22 protein-coding genes and 1 other annotated feature are annotated in these 18,527 nt (G+C 47.8%); of the genes, 11 read left to right on the top strand and 11 right to left on the bottom strand.

The window, feature by feature from the left end:
- The gene (locus tag C1I60_RS01330; RefSeq protein ID WP_137060229.1) at positions 1-1,152 is read right to left on the bottom strand and encodes a transglutaminase domain-containing protein; all 1,152 of its coding nucleotides are present in this window, start codon (positions 1,150-1,152) and stop codon (positions 1-3) included.
- Between the two features lie 16 nt (positions 1,153-1,168).
- The gene (locus C1I60_RS01335; RefSeq protein ID WP_137060155.1) at positions 1,169-1,654 is read right to left on the bottom strand and encodes a hypothetical protein; all 486 of its coding nucleotides are present in this window, start codon (positions 1,652-1,654) and stop codon (positions 1,169-1,171) included.
- Positions 1,655-1,866: 212 nt separating this feature from the next.
- Between C1I60_RS01335 and C1I60_RS01340 the strand changes: the two genes are divergently transcribed.
- From C1I60_RS01340 to C1I60_RS01345, 3 genes are all read left to right on the top strand, one after another.
- Positions 1,867-3,036, top strand: a complete 1,170-nt coding sequence (locus tag C1I60_RS01340; protein WP_137060156.1) for an MFS transporter — start codon at positions 1,867-1,869, stop codon at positions 3,034-3,036.
- Positions 3,037-3,163: 127 nt separating this feature from the next.
- Entirely contained in the window at positions 3,164-3,280 is a 117-nt protein-coding gene (locus C1I60_RS25055; RefSeq protein ID WP_235332204.1) for a sporulation protein YjcZ, read from the top strand.
- A 165-nt stretch (positions 3,281-3,445) separates the two neighbouring features.
- Positions 3,446-3,787, top strand: a complete 342-nt coding sequence (locus C1I60_RS01345; RefSeq protein WP_137060157.1) for a toprim domain-containing protein — start codon at positions 3,446-3,448, stop codon at positions 3,785-3,787.
- Positions 3,788-3,904: 117 nt separating this feature from the next.
- Here the strand turns inward: C1I60_RS01345 and cyoE are convergent, their stop codons facing one another.
- Positions 3,905-4,849: a heme o synthase gene (gene cyoE / locus C1I60_RS01350; RefSeq protein ID WP_137060158.1), complete on the bottom strand. Its 945-nt coding sequence runs from the start codon at positions 4,847-4,849 to the stop codon at positions 3,905-3,907.
- 204 nt (positions 4,850-5,053) lie between these two features.
- On the opposite strand from cyoE, the gene C1I60_RS01355 reads away from it, so the two are divergent.
- Positions 5,054-6,037, top strand: coding sequence for a metal-dependent hydrolase (locus C1I60_RS01355; protein ID WP_137060159.1), 984 nt, complete (start codon positions 5,054-5,056; stop codon positions 6,035-6,037).
- Between the two features lie 263 nt (positions 6,038-6,300).
- Here the strand turns inward: C1I60_RS01355 and C1I60_RS01360 are convergent, their stop codons facing one another.
- Positions 6,301-6,522: an alpha/beta-type small acid-soluble spore protein gene (locus C1I60_RS01360; RefSeq protein WP_025686385.1), complete on the bottom strand. Its 222-nt coding sequence runs from the start codon at positions 6,520-6,522 to the stop codon at positions 6,301-6,303.
- Positions 6,523-6,642: 120 nt separating this feature from the next.
- On the opposite strand from C1I60_RS01360, the gene C1I60_RS24345 reads away from it, so the two are divergent.
- Entirely contained in the window at positions 6,643-6,810 is a 168-nt protein-coding gene (locus tag C1I60_RS24345; RefSeq protein ID WP_014277888.1) for a hypothetical protein, read from the top strand.
- Between the two features lie 45 nt (positions 6,811-6,855).
- Here C1I60_RS24345 and trpS read toward each other — a convergent pair whose 3' ends face one another.
- Positions 6,856-7,845 carry a tryptophan--tRNA ligase gene (trpS, locus tag C1I60_RS01365; protein WP_137060160.1) on the bottom strand — a complete coding sequence of 330 codons (990 nt, stop codon included), beginning with the start codon at positions 7,843-7,845 and terminating at the stop codon, positions 6,856-6,858.
- Positions 7,846-7,903: 58 nt separating this feature from the next.
- Positions 7,904-8,162, bottom strand: a binding site (T-box leader).
- Positions 8,163-8,303: 141 nt separating this feature from the next.
- Between trpS and C1I60_RS01370 the strand changes: the two genes are divergently transcribed.
- Entirely contained in the window at positions 8,304-9,269 is a 966-nt protein-coding gene (locus tag C1I60_RS01370; RefSeq protein ID WP_137060161.1) for an aldose 1-epimerase, read from the top strand.
- A gap of 90 nt (positions 9,270-9,359) precedes the next feature.
- Positions 9,360-9,596, top strand: a complete 237-nt coding sequence (locus C1I60_RS01375) for an alpha/beta-type small acid-soluble spore protein (protein ID WP_137060162.1) — start codon at positions 9,360-9,362, stop codon at positions 9,594-9,596.
- A gap of 123 nt (positions 9,597-9,719) precedes the next feature.
- Here C1I60_RS01375 and C1I60_RS01380 read toward each other — a convergent pair whose 3' ends face one another.
- A complete protein-coding gene (locus tag C1I60_RS01380) occupies positions 9,720-10,121 on the bottom strand; it encodes an O-methyltransferase (protein WP_137060163.1) in 402 nt (133 codons plus the stop codon).
- 260 nt (positions 10,122-10,381) lie between these two features.
- Complete coding sequence (locus C1I60_RS01385; RefSeq protein WP_137060164.1) at positions 10,382-12,169, bottom strand: M3 family oligoendopeptidase; 1,788 nt, start codon at positions 12,167-12,169, stop codon at positions 10,382-10,384.
- A 96-nt stretch (positions 12,170-12,265) separates the two neighbouring features.
- Here C1I60_RS01385 and C1I60_RS01390 point away from each other — a divergent pair, with 96 nt between their 5' ends.
- Both C1I60_RS01390 and C1I60_RS25060 read left to right on the top strand, forming a co-directional pair.
- Positions 12,266-12,436, top strand: coding sequence for a YycC family protein (locus C1I60_RS01390; protein WP_014277894.1), 171 nt, complete (start codon positions 12,266-12,268; stop codon positions 12,434-12,436).
- A complete protein-coding gene (locus C1I60_RS25060; protein ID WP_137060165.1) occupies positions 12,433-12,669 on the top strand; it encodes a hypothetical protein in 237 nt (78 codons plus the stop codon). The genes C1I60_RS01390 and C1I60_RS25060 overlap by 4 nt, the downstream gene beginning before the upstream one ends.
- Positions 12,670-12,759: 90 nt before the next feature.
- Here C1I60_RS25060 and C1I60_RS01400 read toward each other — a convergent pair whose 3' ends face one another.
- The gene (locus tag C1I60_RS01400; protein ID WP_170970716.1) at positions 12,760-13,470 is read right to left on the bottom strand and encodes a DUF2225 domain-containing protein; all 711 of its coding nucleotides are present in this window, start codon (positions 13,468-13,470) and stop codon (positions 12,760-12,762) included.
- Positions 13,471-13,512: 42 nt separating this feature from the next.
- A complete protein-coding gene (locus tag C1I60_RS01405) occupies positions 13,513-13,890 on the bottom strand; it encodes a globin domain-containing protein (protein ID WP_137060167.1) in 378 nt (125 codons plus the stop codon).
- Between the two features lie 413 nt (positions 13,891-14,303).
- Between C1I60_RS01405 and ylbJ the strand changes: the two genes are divergently transcribed.
- Together ylbJ and C1I60_RS01415 are read left to right on the top strand one after the other, a co-directional pair.
- Entirely contained in the window at positions 14,304-15,638 is a 1,335-nt protein-coding gene (gene ylbJ / locus C1I60_RS01410; protein WP_137060168.1) for a sporulation integral membrane protein YlbJ, read from the top strand.
- 66 nt (positions 15,639-15,704) lie between these two features.
- Positions 15,705-16,508, top strand: a complete 804-nt coding sequence (locus C1I60_RS01415) for an NAD kinase (protein ID WP_137060169.1) — start codon at positions 15,705-15,707, stop codon at positions 16,506-16,508.
- A 141-nt stretch (positions 16,509-16,649) separates the two neighbouring features.
- Here the strand turns inward: C1I60_RS01415 and C1I60_RS01420 are convergent, their stop codons facing one another.
- Both C1I60_RS01420 and lipA read right to left on the bottom strand, forming a co-directional pair.
- Positions 16,650-17,537 carry a YutD family protein gene (locus C1I60_RS01420; protein ID WP_137060170.1) on the bottom strand — a complete coding sequence of 296 codons (888 nt, stop codon included), beginning with the start codon at positions 17,535-17,537 and terminating at the stop codon, positions 16,650-16,652.
- Positions 17,538-17,561: 24 nt separating this feature from the next.
- Complete coding sequence (gene lipA / locus C1I60_RS01425) at positions 17,562-18,464, bottom strand: lipoyl synthase (RefSeq protein ID WP_170970717.1); 903 nt, start codon at positions 18,462-18,464, stop codon at positions 17,562-17,564.
- Positions 18,465-18,527 lie beyond the last annotated feature (63 nt).

The following is an 18,527-nucleotide window of genomic DNA, read 5'->3' on the forward strand; positions in this document are numbered from 1 at the left end:
TTAAATCACTTTATCCTTGATATGTGTCTGGGCAAAACCAGGCGGATTAAACCAGTCTCCACTCTGTGCCCAGGTCGGGTCTAACGGTACCCACTGATGCTGCCCGCTCAAGTACACTTCATTCCAGGCATGTGAACCGTAGCCTCCTTGACCGTTGTAGCCAAGCCCGGTCACCACCTTGACCTGAAGTCCCTGAGAACGGGCCATCACTGCATAGAGGCGGGCATAGTCAATACAGACACCCTTGCGTGTATCAAACGTATCTCTGGGAGTCTGCTCATGCCAGTCACCACGCCGCTCATAGGCGTCCACCTTGCCGTAATCATAGCTGATACGCGTGCCTACCCACTGATACAACGCTCTGGCCTTTTGCTCATCGCCGCTTGCCCCCTCTGTAATCTTGGTCGCCGCCTGCTCAATGTCGTTCGGAATATCCCGGTCAATCATTTCATATTTACGCTGCAAAATGCCGTTCAATTCCTTGGTGACGGCCTGCGTAAATACGGGCAGCTTATCCTTAATCAGCGTACCGGACAAAGGTTCAATGACCGATTGCGCTCCTTGTTTATAAATGGGTGAAGCTTGGACATAGCTGCTAAACCCGCTGTCCGGGTATAAGCTTACACCTATAAACAGCAAGGCTATGACCATCACAGCGCGTGCTCCACCGATGAGGGTACCAATTCCGGCCCCCGCCAGCCTGCTGAAAAAGCCCGATTTCTTTTCCTGCTCACGTAGAGAGTTATCCGATCTGCCCCCTACCACCATCACATAAATTGCACGCAGCACAAATTGCGCGACAGCATAGCTGAGCATGAACAATACGGCAAAACGCAGCAGCGGAAAGCCCTCCAGCCCTGCTACAAGCGTATAATAAAATTGCTCAATTCCGCTCAGTCCACGTTGCGGCAAATGCTCCATATAAGCGGTCAGCCATTGCTGCACCTTCGGTGAAAGCCACATAGCCAACCCTAATGAGCACAAAATTCCGGCAACGGTCAGTATGCCATCCACGATGAGACCGAATAGCGCACCTACAGATCTGGAAGCTCCCCGCCGCCAGCCCTGTATTAACGACACAAGAACGATAGCGATCAACAACACCGTCACGCCATTCCAATGAAGGACAGGCTCCAGCCAGGATGGTTTCATCATGCTCCCCATGTCTTTACGGCGATTGCGGCGACTGTTGTGTTACAGTCGAGCCTTTTGCACTTTCGATATATTTTTTGACGGTGTCGCTCATGCTCCACTCGCCCAGCGGCATGCCTTGAAACCATACCTTGACCTTATCTCCATCGAACGGGCCTTTTACCTCCAGGTTGGAGCTGGTTACCGAAAACGTACCGTCTCCGTTAGAGGTATATTTCGCATCCCGTCCTTCCTTGATCATCATATTCAGGGCCTCGCTCTGAAACTTGTTAATTGCATCATCCTTCGCCTGGGTAACTACCTTGCCGACCTGATCAAAGGAAATACCGCTGTAGATTAGCAAGCCCACAACCACCACAATGACAAGCAGCCATTTAACAAGGGTTCTCACAATCTTCAATATAACAAGCAATAGGACAAGCCCAATTAAAATATATAGCCAGTTATCCTGAACGATCTGCCAGTTATGTTTTAAAAACTCTGTCCAGACACTCTTATCCATTTCACTACACTCCCGTTTTCAACTGCATCTTTCGAATTCTAAAATCATCTCTGTAATTATACATGATTACATAACGCCCTGTCAGCTTAGCTCTGTTCCGCGTCTTGTTCGCACAAAAAGGGTCTATGTTCGTCCACTCCAGCGTACAACTTAGAAAGAGCTAATACCACTAGCAGCATAGAAAGTCTATTTAGGGAAAGGGGGTCATCTACTTGAAAACAGCTCTCTGGCTGTATTTGTTTTTGTTCATCGCTTTTTTTGATCTGCATGCACAATATCCTATTCTCACACCATTCGCCATCTCTCTGGGTGCAGCACCCACCTTTATCGGCTGGATGTTGGGCATATATTCCCTGACTCATCTGCCCGGTAATTTAATGGCGGGGCCAAGGGTAGATAAACACGGCAGCCGCCGATATATTATGTTCAGTCTGACAGCCGCAGGGCTCATCCTGATTATTCAGGCATACATTCATACGCCATGGGAACTGCTTTTTCTTCGTGCCATCAGCGGCTTTGTGCTGGCCTTTTTGTCCCCTGCTTGCATGACTATGCTCGCCCAGCTATCCGATCATCCGGTTACGCAGGGCAAATATATGTCGGGACATGGCGTCGTTCACACGCTAGCCTCTGTCCTGTCTCCAGCGGCAGGCGCATTCATTGTAGCCAGCTTTGGCTTTAGCGGAACATTCCGTTCCCTCGGCATCATTCTCGTGATTACAGGACTCATGGCTTATTTTACATTGCCTAAAACAGCACCCGCTCTCCAGGCTCAACGATCTGACGGACATGCGGCACCCGCTCCACTGACCGGGGCACAACCGCTTTTACCATTTAATTGGCGTTACCTGCTTGTGCCTTTTGTTTTGGCGTGCGGACAAGGCATTTTATTTTATGTCATCCCGTTGCGCAACAATGGTACTGCGTCCATGATGTCCACAGGACTGCTCTTTTCCATTATCAGTCTGGGAGCGCTCTGTACACTCAGTCTGCTTTTTCTAAACAAGTATTCACCGATGATACGGCTGATTTGCGGCATCATACTGATGTCGCTGTGCTTTTATGCCCTCGCCACATTGCCCGAGTCCATGATTGGAATCGTACTCTTTATACTTGGAACAGCCAAAGGCATCACCTTTCCAGCGTTGGCCTCACTCTTTATACGGCTTGGAGGAGAACGTTTGGGCAAAACCTTTGCGCTGCAATCCATTGCAACATCTATCGGCTCCTTTGTCGGGCCGGTGCTGGCAGGCCAGCTCCCCGTTCATTTTTCACCTTTTTTTATCGCTTTTCTGATTTTGATGACCGGCCTGCTGTTCATACCCATTCAACGGTTATTCCCGGCACCCCCGCTGTCTACTTCAGGGCCGTATCATTCCTAGATCGTTTGAGATGCTCCCCCTTTAACGCCCAAAGTACCTTACAAGAAGGCGAATGCACAGTACTTAAATCCCTTATCAACATAGACTGGTTTGACTGAACATTTATGTATGAAGGGAGGTGCATTCCGTGAGCCACTGTCATCCTGTAAGCCCTGTTTCTTGTGGTGGATTTGGGACTTCGACCGGCACCATTCTCGTTCTTTATATCCTGCTCGTCATTATTCTCCGTACTTGCTGGATTTAATGTCTGAATTGCCCTAACATGCCGCCCTGTACCCATGCCTGCCACTCCCGGCAGGCTGTTTTGTTGCTTTTTTGCATGAGAACCCTGTTTGGAGCTACACTATACACATATTCTTTCATTTCCCGGGGAATTTCGAACACAGGCTTTAAGCAGGGGGTGAGCAAGATGACGATTACCGTTATCGTTGAAGGGAAAAATGACCGCAGTAAACTTCGTCGTTTACTTGATCCCGAAGTTCATATCTTATGCACCTTCGGCACGCTAAACTCAGTAAAACTGGAGTCCCTCCGCAAGCAGGTCAAGCATGACGAAATATACTTGTTTATGGACAATGACAGCTCAGGCAAAAAAATACGTGGTGTGCTTGCCGACTCTTTTCCAGATGCGCATCATATGTATACTCGCAAAGGATACGCAGGAGTCGAAGGTACTCCAGATGAATATGTCATCGCACAATTGGAAAAAGCAGGACTGGAAGAATATATTTTATACCCGCCTGTTCCCTAGTTATGAAAACCACAGTTATGAAAACCATTCACAAAAAAAGCTATCCGCCAGGCCGCTTTATGCCTGATGGACAGCTAAATGTTACACGTAACAAATTTTATTGAAAATGTCTTGGTCTTAGAACTTATGAACCGTATCCACGATCATCAGCAGAAAGCTGAGCGTCAGATGGTTAATGGAAAAGAAAAATACTTTTTTAGCCCATGAATCCGTCTCTTCTTCTTTAATGGTAAAACCTTTAAAGGCATAAAATGCCCAGAGCACAGACAGTAGCACGGAAACGATCATGAAAATCATGCCAGCATATCCATAAGCATACATCAGGATCGGTACCGGAATCAGCAACACGATATAAGGAATCATTTGAATTTTAGTACGTTGAATACCTTTCACGACAGGCAATAATGGAAATCCTGCTGCGCGGTATTCTTCGACCCTGCGGATTGCAAGTGCCCAAAAATGAGGCGGCTGCCACAGGAACAAAAGAGCGAATAAGAGCCATGCGCCCATATCAATACGGCCCGAAGCAGCCACATAGCCGATCACAGGAGGCATTGCGCCCGAAATACCGCCAATGGATGTACTCCATGTGGATGATCGTTTCAGCCAAAGTGTGTAAATACCGACGTATACGAACATGCCGAGTACACCAAGCAAACCTGCCTTGATACCAGAGAAAAGGAATAGTACAGCCAGCCCGACAGCGCCCAAAATAATAGCGTATGACAATACCGTTGTGGGAGTCAAACGCCCTGTTGGCAGTGAGCGATTGCGTGTACGCTCCATTTTTAAATCCAGTTCACGATCAAAATAGTTGTTAAAAACACAAGAAGACGCCATAACCAGCATGGTACCTAGCAACGTCAGAATCAGCTTTATATAGTCAACGTCCCATTGTGAGGCCAACCAAAAACCACCAAATGCCGCAACCAGATTAGTGCGGAGAATGCCTGGCTTAGTGACTGTTATAAAATCTTTCCATGTACCCGCCTTACCGGGTGGTTTGGATTTAGCCGAATAGGTAGCCGTATCTGAAGTAGCCTTATAACTAATATTGTCCATAGTGAGTAACTCCCCCTTAGAGATATATGAATTCGGGAGTAAGTTGAACTCCGATATAAATTTTATCATATAGTACCCGTAAAAAGTTTGACAGAAAACGCACAAAACGTTCACAATTTCGATGACGAATCGACCTTGCTGATCGTTTACAGTAATTTGGGGTAGTAATAAATACAGGATACAATACAAAAAGGAGCGACAGATATGGATACAGCCACACACTTTGTCATGGGGGTCGGGTTGGCGGGGCTGGCCTACACCGATCCTGCCGTCGCCGCAGATCCAAAGTTGGCGGGGGTCATACTGCTCGCCACGGTCGTAGGGTCACAGGCACCGGATTTTGACACCTTGCTTCGATTAAGAAACAATGCAGCCTACATCCGCAATCATCGCGGACTGTCGCACTCCATCCCCTTCTGGTTGATATGGATCTTGTCTATAACAGGATTAATTGGCCTTATTTTCAGGGATGTACCTATCGAACATGTCGCTTTGTGGGTCACGATTGCTGTCTGCCTGCACGTGTTTGTAGATTTGTTCAATACGTACGGGACACAGGCATTTCGACCGTTTACGCCCCAATGGATATCATGGAATATTATTCACATCTTTGATCCCTTTATATTCGGCACCCATGTTGCTGCTATTCTACTGTGGATCACTGGACTGGTTTCACCAGCTCCCTTATTTATTACGTTGTATATCATTACAGGCCTGTACTATATTTGGCGCAGCTGGAGTCATTTCCGTACCAGAAATGCGGTAGGTAATATGGACACCGAGCGTCAGCCTGACGATATCTATTATATCATTCCCACGGTTTCATGGAATCGGTGGCATGTGGTAAAAGCTCATCAGAATGGAAGTTATCACATTGGTGGACTGAACGGAAAGCATCTTTTTTGGACAAAACATGCGGTTCCGTCCACACATCCGGCCGTAGAAGCATCCAAATCGTACCGTGACGTGCAGGCATTCCGCTATTTTTCTTCCTTTGCTGTTGCGGAGGTGGAAGAGCTGGAATGGGGCTACATTGTACGCTGGGCGGATGTTCGGTATCGGCATCGGAGGCAATATCCCTTCGTGGCCGTGGTCGCCATGGATAAGCAGTTTGGACTGATCAACAGCTACATCGGCTGGCTCAGTAATGAAAAGATGCAGAAACGCCTCTCCCTGCATACGAATTAAAAAAGCATATCAGCAAGCAACGCGAACGACAAAAAAACAGCAAGTCTCCCCTGACCCCGGAACTTGCTATTCTTTTGCCGTTCACCAAAAAAAACATCCCTCCATAAAGAGCTGCATGAAAGCGCCCTCTTGACGAAGCGGACTTGTGTGATTCACAATGGTCATAAGCCATGCGCGCAAAAAATCCGGAGCATGATTGCTCCGGATTTTCTTCATCACAGTTGCTCATAATACAGCTTCCAAGATGGAGTTGTTTATGTGTATTACTGCATACGGCCACTGCCCGACAAGGATTGCTCTGCTTGTTGGACCAGCTTTTTCGTGATGTATCCCCCGAGAGAGCCTGTTTCGCGGGAAACGACGTTACCGTAATAACCATCCTGAGGGATTGTGATGCCGAGTTCTTGAGCGGCCTCATATTTTAATTGTTGTAAAGCGGCGTTGGCCTGCGGTACTTGCAGGTTGTTTGAACGACGTCTGCTCATATTTGAATCTCCTTTCAGTTCTTTGTGAGTGAGGTTCATTGCAAGCTTGCAAGATTATTATGGCTCGCTTACACCTGCTTATCCCTAAAATTCTACATTCGAACGCTGGAGGTTTTTTCCATGAGCAAAGGTCTATCACTGTGGTTTGCCGTTTCATCTATTGTCCTGCTGACGGCAGCCGCCATTTCCATCAGTTATTCCGCTTGGCTTGCCATTTTACTGGGCCTTCTCTCTGTCGGCAACATCGGCTGGGGCTTTGTTATCAAGGCCAAACAACGTCGCTCCTAAGACATTCCCTGTCAAACGCCTGATTGCGTTGGCCTGCGGATTGTCTTAGCGCTTGCGGGGCAGAAACCCCATACGTTCTTTGACCGCGGCCAGCGTGATTTCAGCCGCCTCTTGCGCCCGCTCTGCGGACTGGGCCAAAATGCGTCCAATCTCACCGGATTCCCGGATGTCACGATAACGCTGTTGAATAGGCTCCAGGGTGGCTACAACCGCCTCTGCCAGCTCTTTTTTGAACGTACCGTACATTTGACCTTCATAACGATTCTGCACTTCCTGAAGCGACAAGCCGGTGCACTGGCTGTAAATGCCCATCAGATTGCTGATCTCCGGTTTGCCTGCCGGGTCATATTTAACCTCACTGCCGGAATCAGTGGTAGCGCGACTGATTTTCTTGCGAATGACTTTCGGTTCGTCCAGCAGAGCGATATAGCTGCCCGCATTCGGATTGCTCTTGCTCATTTTTTTGGAGGCATCATCCAATGACATAATTCGTGCGCCCACCTCAGGGATATACGGCTCGGGAACAGTGAAATAATCTCCGTAGCGGTGATTGAAACGACCAGCCAAATCACGTGTTAGCTCCAAATGCTGCTTTTGATCATCACCTACCGGAACCAAATCTGCATTGTAAAGCAAAATATCAGCTGCCATCAGCGCTGGATATACGAACAATCCCGCACCTACCGAATCCTTACCCTCCGATTTGTCCTTGAACTGGGTCATGCGTTCCAGCTCGCCCATATGGGTCAGGGTTGTCATCAACCATCCCAGCTCCGCATGCTGAGGTACATGGGATTGTAAAAAGACGTTGGATTGCTCGGGGTTAATACCTGCTGCAATAAATAATGCCGCCACGGCCTCCGACTGTTCACGCAATTGAGCAGGTTCCTGCGGCACGGTAATGGCATGAAGGTCTACAACCATAAAGTAACAGCGATGATCCTCTTGCAGCTTGACAAAGTTTTTCATTGCACCGATATAATTGCCCAAAGTAAGCTGTCCGCTGGGCTGAATACCTGAAAGTACAGTTTTCATATTTATCATTCCTCCTGAAATTTATTTAAACAATTGAACGCAAAAAGGCCCCGCATCCTCAAGGGACGCGAGACCGTGGTACCACCCTTATTCATTGCCTTCAGCCTGTTACTTGTCGGAGTCATGCCCCGTGGCTGCTTGCAATCTTATAGCTCCGTTAACGGGGAGCAATCGGCCGTCATACTGAGGAAGAATGCTTCCTGTTCTGTACGGCACTCCAAGGTCCATTCAGCAGTGCAGGCTCACCGGTTCGCATCTACCACCGGCTTTCTGAAGAGCGTATGCGAAGGCTTACTTGTCCTCATCATCGCATTATCCATGTCATTACATCGTAAACTACATTTATGATAATTCCGCATCCTGTAATTGTCAAATGACAATTGTGCCCTGCGGTCAAAAATCTGTTATCATAATGACACGAAGCTTCAACCGATTATAGTGGACAAAGGAGCATGGATATGAAACAAGTGACCAAAGAACATTGGAATGGTTACGACACGTATGTTTTACATAGCCCTGAACTGGAGGTTACGATGATCCCCCGCCTCGGTAATAATATTATCTCGGTGCGTGATCTGAAGCTGGACCGGGATATCGTACGGCGACCTGGCGAGGAAGAACTGGCCTTTTATTTGCAAAAGCCGTATCATTTTGGCCTGCCGATTCTGATCCCTCCCGGCCGAATCCGCAAAGGACAGTTCGAGTTTGACGGTGTTCCCTATCAGTTTGATCGGAATACAGCCAACGACAATCATATACATGGGTTGCACCGAAATCAATCCTGGCGTTGCAGTGATATTGAAGAAGATGAGGAAGGCTGCAGCGTGACCACCGAGCTATTGACGGAAAGTGATCCGCACTGGATGGAACAATTTCCTATTCCCCTACGGCTGGAGATGACTTACCGCTTGCAGGGACCTGTATTGAGTCAAACGCTGCGTGTAACGAATCTGGGTGACAAAGCAGCCCCATTCGGCTTGGGATACCACACCTGGTTTATGGTGGACGGAGAGCCTGAGCGCTGGCGCCTGAAGCTGCCTGTGAATGGCATATATGAGCAGGACGCTGAACAGCTCCCAACAGGTATAATCACCCCTTTAAATGACTTGGAGCCGCTTTCTACGGGACTTTCCCTGAAAGGAACGAATCTGGATACGCTGCTGCGAGCATCGGAAGGACCTGCTGAGGCCATATTGACCCGTGATGACGGTTATCAGATTCGCTACACAGCAGATGAGCAATACTTTAAGTATTGGGTGTTGTATACCAAGGGGGAATGCGATCAGTATTTTTGCATCGAGCCTTATACCTTGTTGCCTAATGCACCCAATATGCACGATCCTGTGCGAACGGGCGGACTGATTCGATTGGAGCCTCAGCAGTCCATTAACTTGAAAACTCAGGTTCATATGATATATCCGTAATTTCCCTCTATTCATTTTCCTTCCTTCGGCGCATATTTTCATAACTCTGTCGCATAATAACCTCATCACAGCCGAAGGAGGTGACTACACATGTATGAAGCTAATCAAGGCAGAGGACGCCGTAGTAATAACCTGGTTGTACCTCAAGCCAACAATGCACTGCAACAATTGAAATACGAAGCTGCACAAGAACTGGGCATTACCATTCCGGCAGACGGTTATTATGGTGACATGCCATCCCGTGAGGCTGGTTCTCTGGGAGGTTATATCACTAAACGCTTGGTACAGCTGGCCGAACAGCAATTATCAGGTCGTTCAGGTCAATAAGCGTCATTATTCCACATGAAGCATCCCGTTCATCGCAATGAACCAAAATACGATAGTTCGGGCATATAACAAAGGCGGTCTTCCCCAGGAAGGCCGCCTTTCTTTACCTTTTTTTATGGATGATTATTCAGAATTAGCCGCTCGGTATGTAGGCTTATTATATCGGATCATGAGATTCGCCATGTTATAGTTCGATTCCAGCGTAGCATCCACCAGAATAGTTCCCTGTCTGACAGCAAAATCGAAAGCAATTTCACCATGAGTCCAACTCCGCTTGTGATTTAGTGTGTCCAGCGCCATACGACGGAAGTCCGCCCGATGATCTACAGACAGCCCCGGCTCCACTGCACCAAAAGTACCTCCTTTACCTGCAATCGGATTATGACGGATACCAAATTTTCCAACCACATTGTTACGTATTTGTACAAATACAGTTCCTGACGACAAACCCGCAAGTTCATCATCCAGTTCTTTAAATACGATATCCATCTGTCTTACTAACGACAATTGACCTACTTCATTCATTACAAAAATCCCCCTATATACCTGTTTCAAAACCATTAATAGGTCTTATGACTCAATTATATGCGAAGCTTTTTAACGTTACAATCATATACAACATAAATGGGCATTTATAACTAATTTCTAAGTATATCCATCAATTTAAATTTCACCAACAGGTAATACCAACTCTAATTCGACACATTATGACTTCATTCCTCATAATCTGCAAGAATTACAAAAAAGGCCCCCCTTGCGGGAGACCTGATTGGAGTGTATATCCGTTATTCCGTCATTTGCAAAAATTGCTCTATATCCTGAACTGTGACTTGCGCGGCATTACGCCAGAAGTCAGCCTGTGTTAAATCGATCCCCAGATGCTTGGAAGCCAAATCTTCCACCGTCATGCGACCCGTATCACGCAGCAAGGCATCATATTGTTCGGCAAAGCCATGTGAATTTTTCTTCGCAAAGGCGTAAATCCCGGCACTGAACATGTACCCAAACGTATATGGGAAGTTGTAGAATGGAGTGTTCGTAATATAGAAATGCAGCTTGGATGCCCAAAAATGAGGGTGAGCCTCATCCAAAACGCCGCTGAACGCTTCACGCTGTGCTTGCTCCATTAATTCTCCCAGTTGCTGCGCTCCTACAACTCCGTTTTTTCGTAGCTCGTAAAAACGGGTTTCAAACAGGAAGCGGGCATGGATATTCATGAAAAAGGCTACGCCGCGCTGAATTTTATCCTCCAGCAAAGCAACCTTCTCCTGCCCCTCCGCAGCCTCCAGCAAAGCATCTGATACAATCAGCTCTGCCAGCGTTGAAGCCGTCTCAGCTACGTTCATCGCATAATTTTGATTCAATGGATGCAATTCATTCATCACATGCTGGTGGTAACCGTGTCCAAGCTCATGGGCCAGTGTCGAAACGTTGGAAGGCGATCCGGCGTAGGTCATGAAAATACGGGTCTCTTTGCTAAGGCGAAGAGAAGTACAGAATCCACCAGGACGTTTGCCAGGGCGATCTTCTGCTTCAATCCAGCTTTTCTCAAAAGCCATTTCAGCAAAATGGGCCATTCTTGGACTGAATTTACCGAATTGCTCAACAATCGTTACGGCTGCATCGTCGTATGGGATTTTAGTAGTAGACGTTCCCAGTGGGGCCTCAACGTCATGCCACGACAGTTTCTCCAAGCCCAGTAGCTTCGCCTTCCGCTCCAGATATTTAACCAGTACAGGCTTCGTTTCATTAATGACCTGCCACATGGTATCCAGCGTCTGTGCCGACATCCGGCTGATTTCCAGCGGCTCCTTAAGCACGTCAGTCCAGCCCCGTTTTTCATACAGCTTGAGACGGAAGCCTGCCAAGTGATTAAGTGTATCCGCACAATAGTCCTCAACCTTGGTCCATGCTTCTTCCCAACGCGTGAACACTTCTTGACGCACACTACGATCCGGTTCATCCAGCTTGTTGGCAGCCTGCCCTACAGACAAATTTACGATTTCTCCATTCTCTGGAACAGGGATCGTCATATTTTTGACAATCGTGTCATAAAAATCACCCCAACCGTGGTAGCCGTCCACAGCCAAATCCAATGCCAGACTTTCCAGCTCAGGTGCCATTTTCTCACGAGCCTCGTTCCGATATTCATTCAGGACAAAAGAGATCGGCCTAATCGTTTCCCGTTCCATCCACTTCTGCCAAATGTCTTCACTCGTTTGTGCCAGCAAGTTCTGGAAGGATACCAAAGTACTTTTCCCCTGTGCATACAGCGTATTTATGCGTGCGCCCAGTTCAACAGCCTGCTTGTCATGTTGGTTCTGAGCGGTTAGACAGGAAACAAAAGAACCTGCTTGCGATGCTCCGTTAAACATCTCTTGCATAGCATTCAGCACACTATCCAGACGCTCGGTATCCAATACCGTTTGCGGTACTTTGGCTGATTTAAGCTGAGACTGCAATTGTTGAACCTTGCTCTCCAGCTCCTCCAAAAATGCTTTAAATGAGGGAGAGGAAGACCCCCCACTAAATATGGATTCCAAATCCCATGTTTGCTTCAACGGTGTTTTCATAGCAGTTCCACCTTTCTTTTGGCGAATTCATGTGGTTTCATATACAATAAAGCTACATCGTGATGGTAAAATCACTACAATTAGGAGGAATACAGGATGAGACCTTTACAAATTTCGCCGGAAACGGCTGTGAAATTATCCGAAAAACTTGGCATTCCGCTGGAACATCTCATGCATACACCCCAGCATATTTTGATGCAAAAGCTGGCTGAGCTGGCCAAAGAAGAAACCGCTGACCCGAACGGCGGTGAATCGGACAAATCATGATCCCTTTTCACAAAACCTGGCCTTATGACATTGTCATGGGGGACGTTTATGTACAATCTTGTCCGTTTTGCGACCAAGAGAACGTCCTGCTCCCCCTAAAGCCCAAAGAACTTAAGCTTATACATGAAGGCATGAAAAAGCTGCTTGTATTCCCATGCTGCCACAGCAGGATTACTTTGGTGGATTGTGACAACGATTATCTGCTGTCAGATACCACCCTGCGCCATCATTAATTGATGAGTCTGTTTAGAAAAAGGTAGCCGTTGTTGATAAACAAGGTGTGAACCATGAGCCTAAGCTGGCCATAGTGCACACCTTTTTTATCAGGAGGAGCTTACGTCCTGCATTTCCTCAGGCAGTTGAATATCCTTAGCCAGCATTTGCTCTCTTAATACAGCCCATTGTTCACGAGAAGCCCGAATCATAGCCGCGTCCATAATTTTCTTGTCATTAATGACACGTGAAAACCAGCGAACCGCTTCGTTAAAGTTGCCTGTACGTCGATACAATTCTCCTATCAGATAGAGAAGCTTGGCATTATTCGCCCCGACGCCTTCCAGCTCATAGACTCGAATATAGGAGTCCAGACTAAACTTTAGAAATCGAAGCTCCTGCTCCTCGTTCCCCTGGTATCGGTACATCCACGCGATATGCTGTAACAGGCTGGCTATCACCCGTTCCTTTTCCCCGATGACCTGCGCACACAGTAAACCCAGCTTGTACGTTTCCAGCGCCTCTTCCCAGTTGCGATGTCCGCCATACTCACGGGATTGCCATCGATTACCAATTTTGTCCTTAAACAGCTTGTTCTGCTGATCGCTTAACTGAATGGTAGAATGCTCTGTTGAGGTAAATCCGCAATGAGGACAAACCCGTACGACATAAAAATCGGGATTTTCATTCTTGTAATACGCGCAGAAGTCTGAATCCGTACGAATTGCCTTCTTTAGGCTCGGTCTGACACGAGATGTCTGAAATTCTTCTTCACAAAGAGGACAAGAGATTTTAATCTGATATAACGGTTCAAGTTCCAATGTTTTTACAACCCTCTCCAAAATTCGGCAATCCCCGCAAGCTTACGGGGTATTTACAAAATGATGCGCAGGACCAGACAATCGATTAAGTATAAATGAACGAAGCGGCTCCTCAATGCCCGTATCCGTTAAGGCACTCGCCATACAGGACAACCACGCTTCTGCTCGCTCCTCCGTTACGGGAAACTTCATATGTCTGGCACGTAACATTGGGTGACCATAAGCATCTGAAAACAGGGACGGTCCACCAAAAAACTGGCTCAGGAACATATACTGTCTTTCCTTGACCGACTCTATGTCTTCAGGAAACAGCGGACTTAACAACGGATCTTTATAAACTCTCGGGTAGAAGGCCTCAATAATAGCACGAACACCTTCCGCACCCCCAAGATTGTCATAAATGCTCAGGCTAGGATTCACTTTTCCCCCAACTTTCTGTGCTATGGTAATAAATATACACCCGTATTATAACAAAAAACAAAAAATGACGCTAAGAATAAGCGTCATCTCATCATTTCACATATACAGACAAGCTTGCACGACTTACAAACAGGTCCGCAATATTCAAGCACACCTAATAACTCCGCCAATCCTCTTCACCGGGATGGACGAGAGAGGCACGAATAACATACACAAAAGCACACACCAGTAGACCGGCAACGATACTCATCCTGATCACTCCATCCTTAAGGTTATGGATCGTTGTTTTTTTGATTTTAACATAATCTTTACAAAAATACAGCATTTCGCGCAAACGCTTTCTTAACTTTTTGGTACTCTTTGTCCATCCTCGTCCATAGAAATAAAAGTAGAACTCCAAAGGAGGGGCCTCTATGCCGCTGTACCGCCGTTACTCACTCCCTTTGTTCATTCTTATGCTGCTATTCCTATTCATACTTATGGCGGCGCACCCACAATCATCTGTGAATGCCGGACTTCGTGGTCTAGCCATTTGGTGGGACGTACTGTTTCCGTCTTTATTCCCGTTTTTCGTTATTTCCGAGCTGCTGCTCGGTTTTGGCATCGTTCATTTTATGGGGGCACTGCTGGACCCGCTCATGCAGCCTTTGTTCCGTGTACCCGGTTGCGGAGGCTTTGTCGCCGCCGTCAGTTGTGCATCCGGCTACCCGATTGGAGCCAAATTAACGGCCAAGCTGTGGGAGCAAAAATGGATCACCCGCATCGAAGGAGAACGGCTGGTCGCCTTTACAACTTCTTCTGATCCAATATTCCTCATCGGTGCCGTCTCCGTCGGGTTCTTCCATCAACCTGAAATTGCAGTGGTGCTAGGCGCTGCCCATTATGGTGGCGTGCTGATCATCGGCCTGCTCATGCGCTTTCACGGTTCCCGTTCGGGGGACGCTGATATTCACGGCAACCGTCTCCAGTCTGCTGCAACCGCAGCAGGCCACACCGGGCAGCCTAGACCAACATCCCTCGCTGTAGCTGCAAATTCCAAATTAGATATGTCCTCTGCACAACGAAGTGGACGACTGCGCCAAGCGTTATATGCCATGCATACAGCACGCTTGGAAGATGGGCGTCCGTTTGGCGAGCTTCTTAGTCAAGCCATTGCTTCCTCTCTCCGTCTTATTATTGTCGTAGGGGGACTGGTTGTATTCTTCTGCGTCATTCTGGAAGCTTTGACGAACTCCGGTTTAATGAGCGGGCTTCGCCTGCTTACAGCAAGCTTCTTGTCCGCCTGCGGCCTTCCTCCTACGTTAACCGATTCCATTGTAGGCGGTATTTTCGAGGTCACTTTGGGGGCACAAGCCGCTGGTAAAGCCACGGGAGCGGCTTTGCCGTTCAAGGTAGCCGCAGCAGCCTTTGTCCTCTCCTGGGGCGGACTATCGGTTCATGCTCAGGTCGCGAGCATTTTGAATACGACGAATCTCCGGTACCTGCCGTTTGTGCTGGCCCGCGCTGCGCACGGCATCATCTCTGCTCTGCTAGCTCTCGTGCTATGGCGTCCGCTCATGGGTCAGGGAAGCTCGCCAGTCTTTTCTCCGATACATGTTATCACCTGGTCTCCCGGCTTTTCACCCACTGTGCTGTGGCAAAGCCTGCTATTCCTTGCCTGCCTGCTGACAGTAATGCTCTGTCTCTCTTGGTTGAGTGTAGGCACAAGCCGCTTATTCGCACGTCTGAGGGGAGCGTCCAGGGAATGAACGATTGTGTTCTTGCTCATAATTGATTATGATCGGTATATACCCATGACAAAGGAGCTTTTCATCTTGAGATATTATGTTCTGGATCGCGGGGATCAGCACTCCATGGACTTGAGTCAGCAGTTTCACCGTCTTGCCCAAGAAAAGAATTTCAAGCTGGATGCCGAATCGCCGGAAATCGTCGTGTCAATTGGAGGCGACGGTACTATGCTTCATGCGTTTCATACCTTCATCGACCGACTTTCGGATATAGCCTTTGTTGGTGTACATACCGGTCATCTGGGCTTTTATGCCGATTGGCGTGCGGACGAGCTGGAGGAGCTAATCCACCTGATGAGCCAAAGCGGAGCTGAGGGACCCCTTAAACCGAGAATCGTCAAGTATCCATTGATCGAGCTGGAGATTCACAAGAAGTCTGGAAATGCCTCTTTTATTGCGTTGAATGAATTTACGTTAAAAGGGGTCGATGGCACTGTCGTTGCGCAAGTGGATATTAACGATGTCACTTTCGAAATGTTCCGTGGAGACGGAATATGCGTTTCTACCCCTTCAGGTACGACTGCCTATAACAAAGCACTCGGCGGAGCTATGGTTCACCCCACTATTGAAGCGTTGCAATTAACTGAGATTGCCTCCATTAACAACCGGGTGTATCGGACACTTGGATCGCCATTGTTGCTACCCAAGCACCATCATTGTGATATTTTTTCGAGAAAAGATCAGCGTCTTCTGCTGACGGTAGATCATCTGAACTTCCCTGTGGATGATTTGATCTCTGTTCGTTGTCAGGTCTCCAGTCACAAAGTCAGCTTCGCTCGTTATCGTCCCTTTCCATTTTGGGATCGGGTACGCATTGCCTTTCTTAATTAGGCAAGCTGCTTTGAAATACACATAGAACTGAAAAGCACTAGAACATGCAAAAGAGCCAACCTTGGCTCTTTTTTTGTATGATAGGGCCAACTCAATCCATAGTTGATCTTGTCACCGATCAACAAAAACGGCTCCTGAAATTCAGGAACCGTTTTGTTGTGGAGCTGTAATTGTTTTATTCTTTTTGCTTTCCTCAGCTCTTTCGGCTTTGGCAGCAGGCTGCGTCTGACGCTGGCCTCTGGAATCACGTGAGACGCGGACTTGCCGTCCCTCCCGGTTTTCCTTCGATTGACGCTCATAGCGTGGGCCATGGGATTCCTTTTTCTCGAAATTCCCTTGCTGATTACGCTGTTTCCGTGGTTCGCGGGCTTGCTGCCCTTCACCGGAAATTCGTCCCTCCTTTGCCTCACGCGGTTCCCTCGGCTGACGCGAATCACGTGCTTCTCGTGGCTCACGCTGCCGATTCCCTTCGCGTCCTTCTCTGGTCGGACGGCTTTCACGGAGTTCCCGTGGCTGTCGCTCACGCAGTTCCTGAACTTCCCTTGGTTCCGGTTGTTGTAGCTCCCGTGACTCCCGAATTTCCTGAGCTTCACGCGGTCGTGGCTCCGGCCATTCCCGTTCTTCTTCGTCTGCGGGGTGCAGCACTTCTTGCAGCTCGCCGGCTTCAGCCGTTTCCGTTGGTTCCGCTTGAGGTTCCGCCAACTGTTGATAATCTGACGATACGGATTCATCATTGTTTTCATTCTTGCTGAGCACTTCGCGGCTCTTAAGCAGTACAAAATAAGCACAACCGAAATTACAATATTCATTAATGTAATCGTCCAGTACTGCTATGGATGTATCTTTGTTGGCCTTGGGATGCCCGTCACGGTAAAAGCCCTTTAGACGTAGCTGATTGTAGCCCCAATCACCAATAATATAATCATAGCGCTCCAGCACTTCACTATACCGGTCACGAAAAGCCTCGGGATTCCACCCGTTCTTGTGATCCTGCAACACTTCATAGTTTTTACCACCGATATGAAACAAGCTAATCTAACCGCCTTTCCCGGATCAAGCCTGCGAAAGGGCGCCTTCTTCCTTATGCTGAGCGGCAGACTTCACCTGCTCATGCGCTTGGTAGGAGCTGCGGACCAACGGACCTGATTCCACGTGGCTGAACCCCCGTTGTAATCCCTCTTCCTTTAACTTCGCAAAATCTTCCGGTGGGTAATATTTTTGCACATACAAATGTTTCTCGGATGGCTGCAAATATTGTCCAATTGTCATAATATCGCAATCGACTTTACGCAGATCATCCATGGTTTGTAAGATCTCGTTCCACTCTTCTCCGACACCCAGCATGATACTGGATTTGGTAGGGATAGACGGATTTAATTGCTTTGCATTTTGAAGAAGCTCCAGGGAGCGACGGTATTTAGCCTTGGCCCGAACTTTATCGGACATCCGCTCTACCGTTTCAATATTATGATTCAAAATATCTGGCTTGGCATCCATGACTATACGCAGCGATTCGATATCGCCCATAAAATCGGGAATCAACACTTCTACGCTACAAAAAGGCAATCGGCGGCGAATCGCACGCACCGTTTCTGCAAATATAGTGGCTCCCCCATCCTTCAAATCATCGCGGGCCACACTGGTTACGACACAGTGTTTCAAGTTCATGTTTTCAGCCGCTTCCGCGACGCGTTCAGGCTCCTGTAAGTCCAGTTCCGTAGGCATTCCCGTATTCACTGCGCAAAAACGGCACGCACGCGTACAAATATCACCCAAAATCATAAATGTAGCTGTCCTGTTAGCCCAGCATTCATATATATTAGGGCATCGCGCCTCCTCACATACGGTATGTAATGTCTTGGAACGCATCATGCTCTTGATTTCCTGATAATTATCGCCTGTCGTGAGTTTAATACGAATCCAGTCGGGCTTGGCTTCCTTCACTTTTCTAGACAATGGCATAGACCTTCTTTCTGATAAGCTTGGGCTGTCATTGCCATACATTATAACATGAAAGCC

This window comes from Paenibacillus terrae (genome assembly GCF_005217525.1).
GTDB lineage: Bacteria > Bacillota > Bacilli > Paenibacillales > Paenibacillaceae > Paenibacillus > Paenibacillus terrae_C.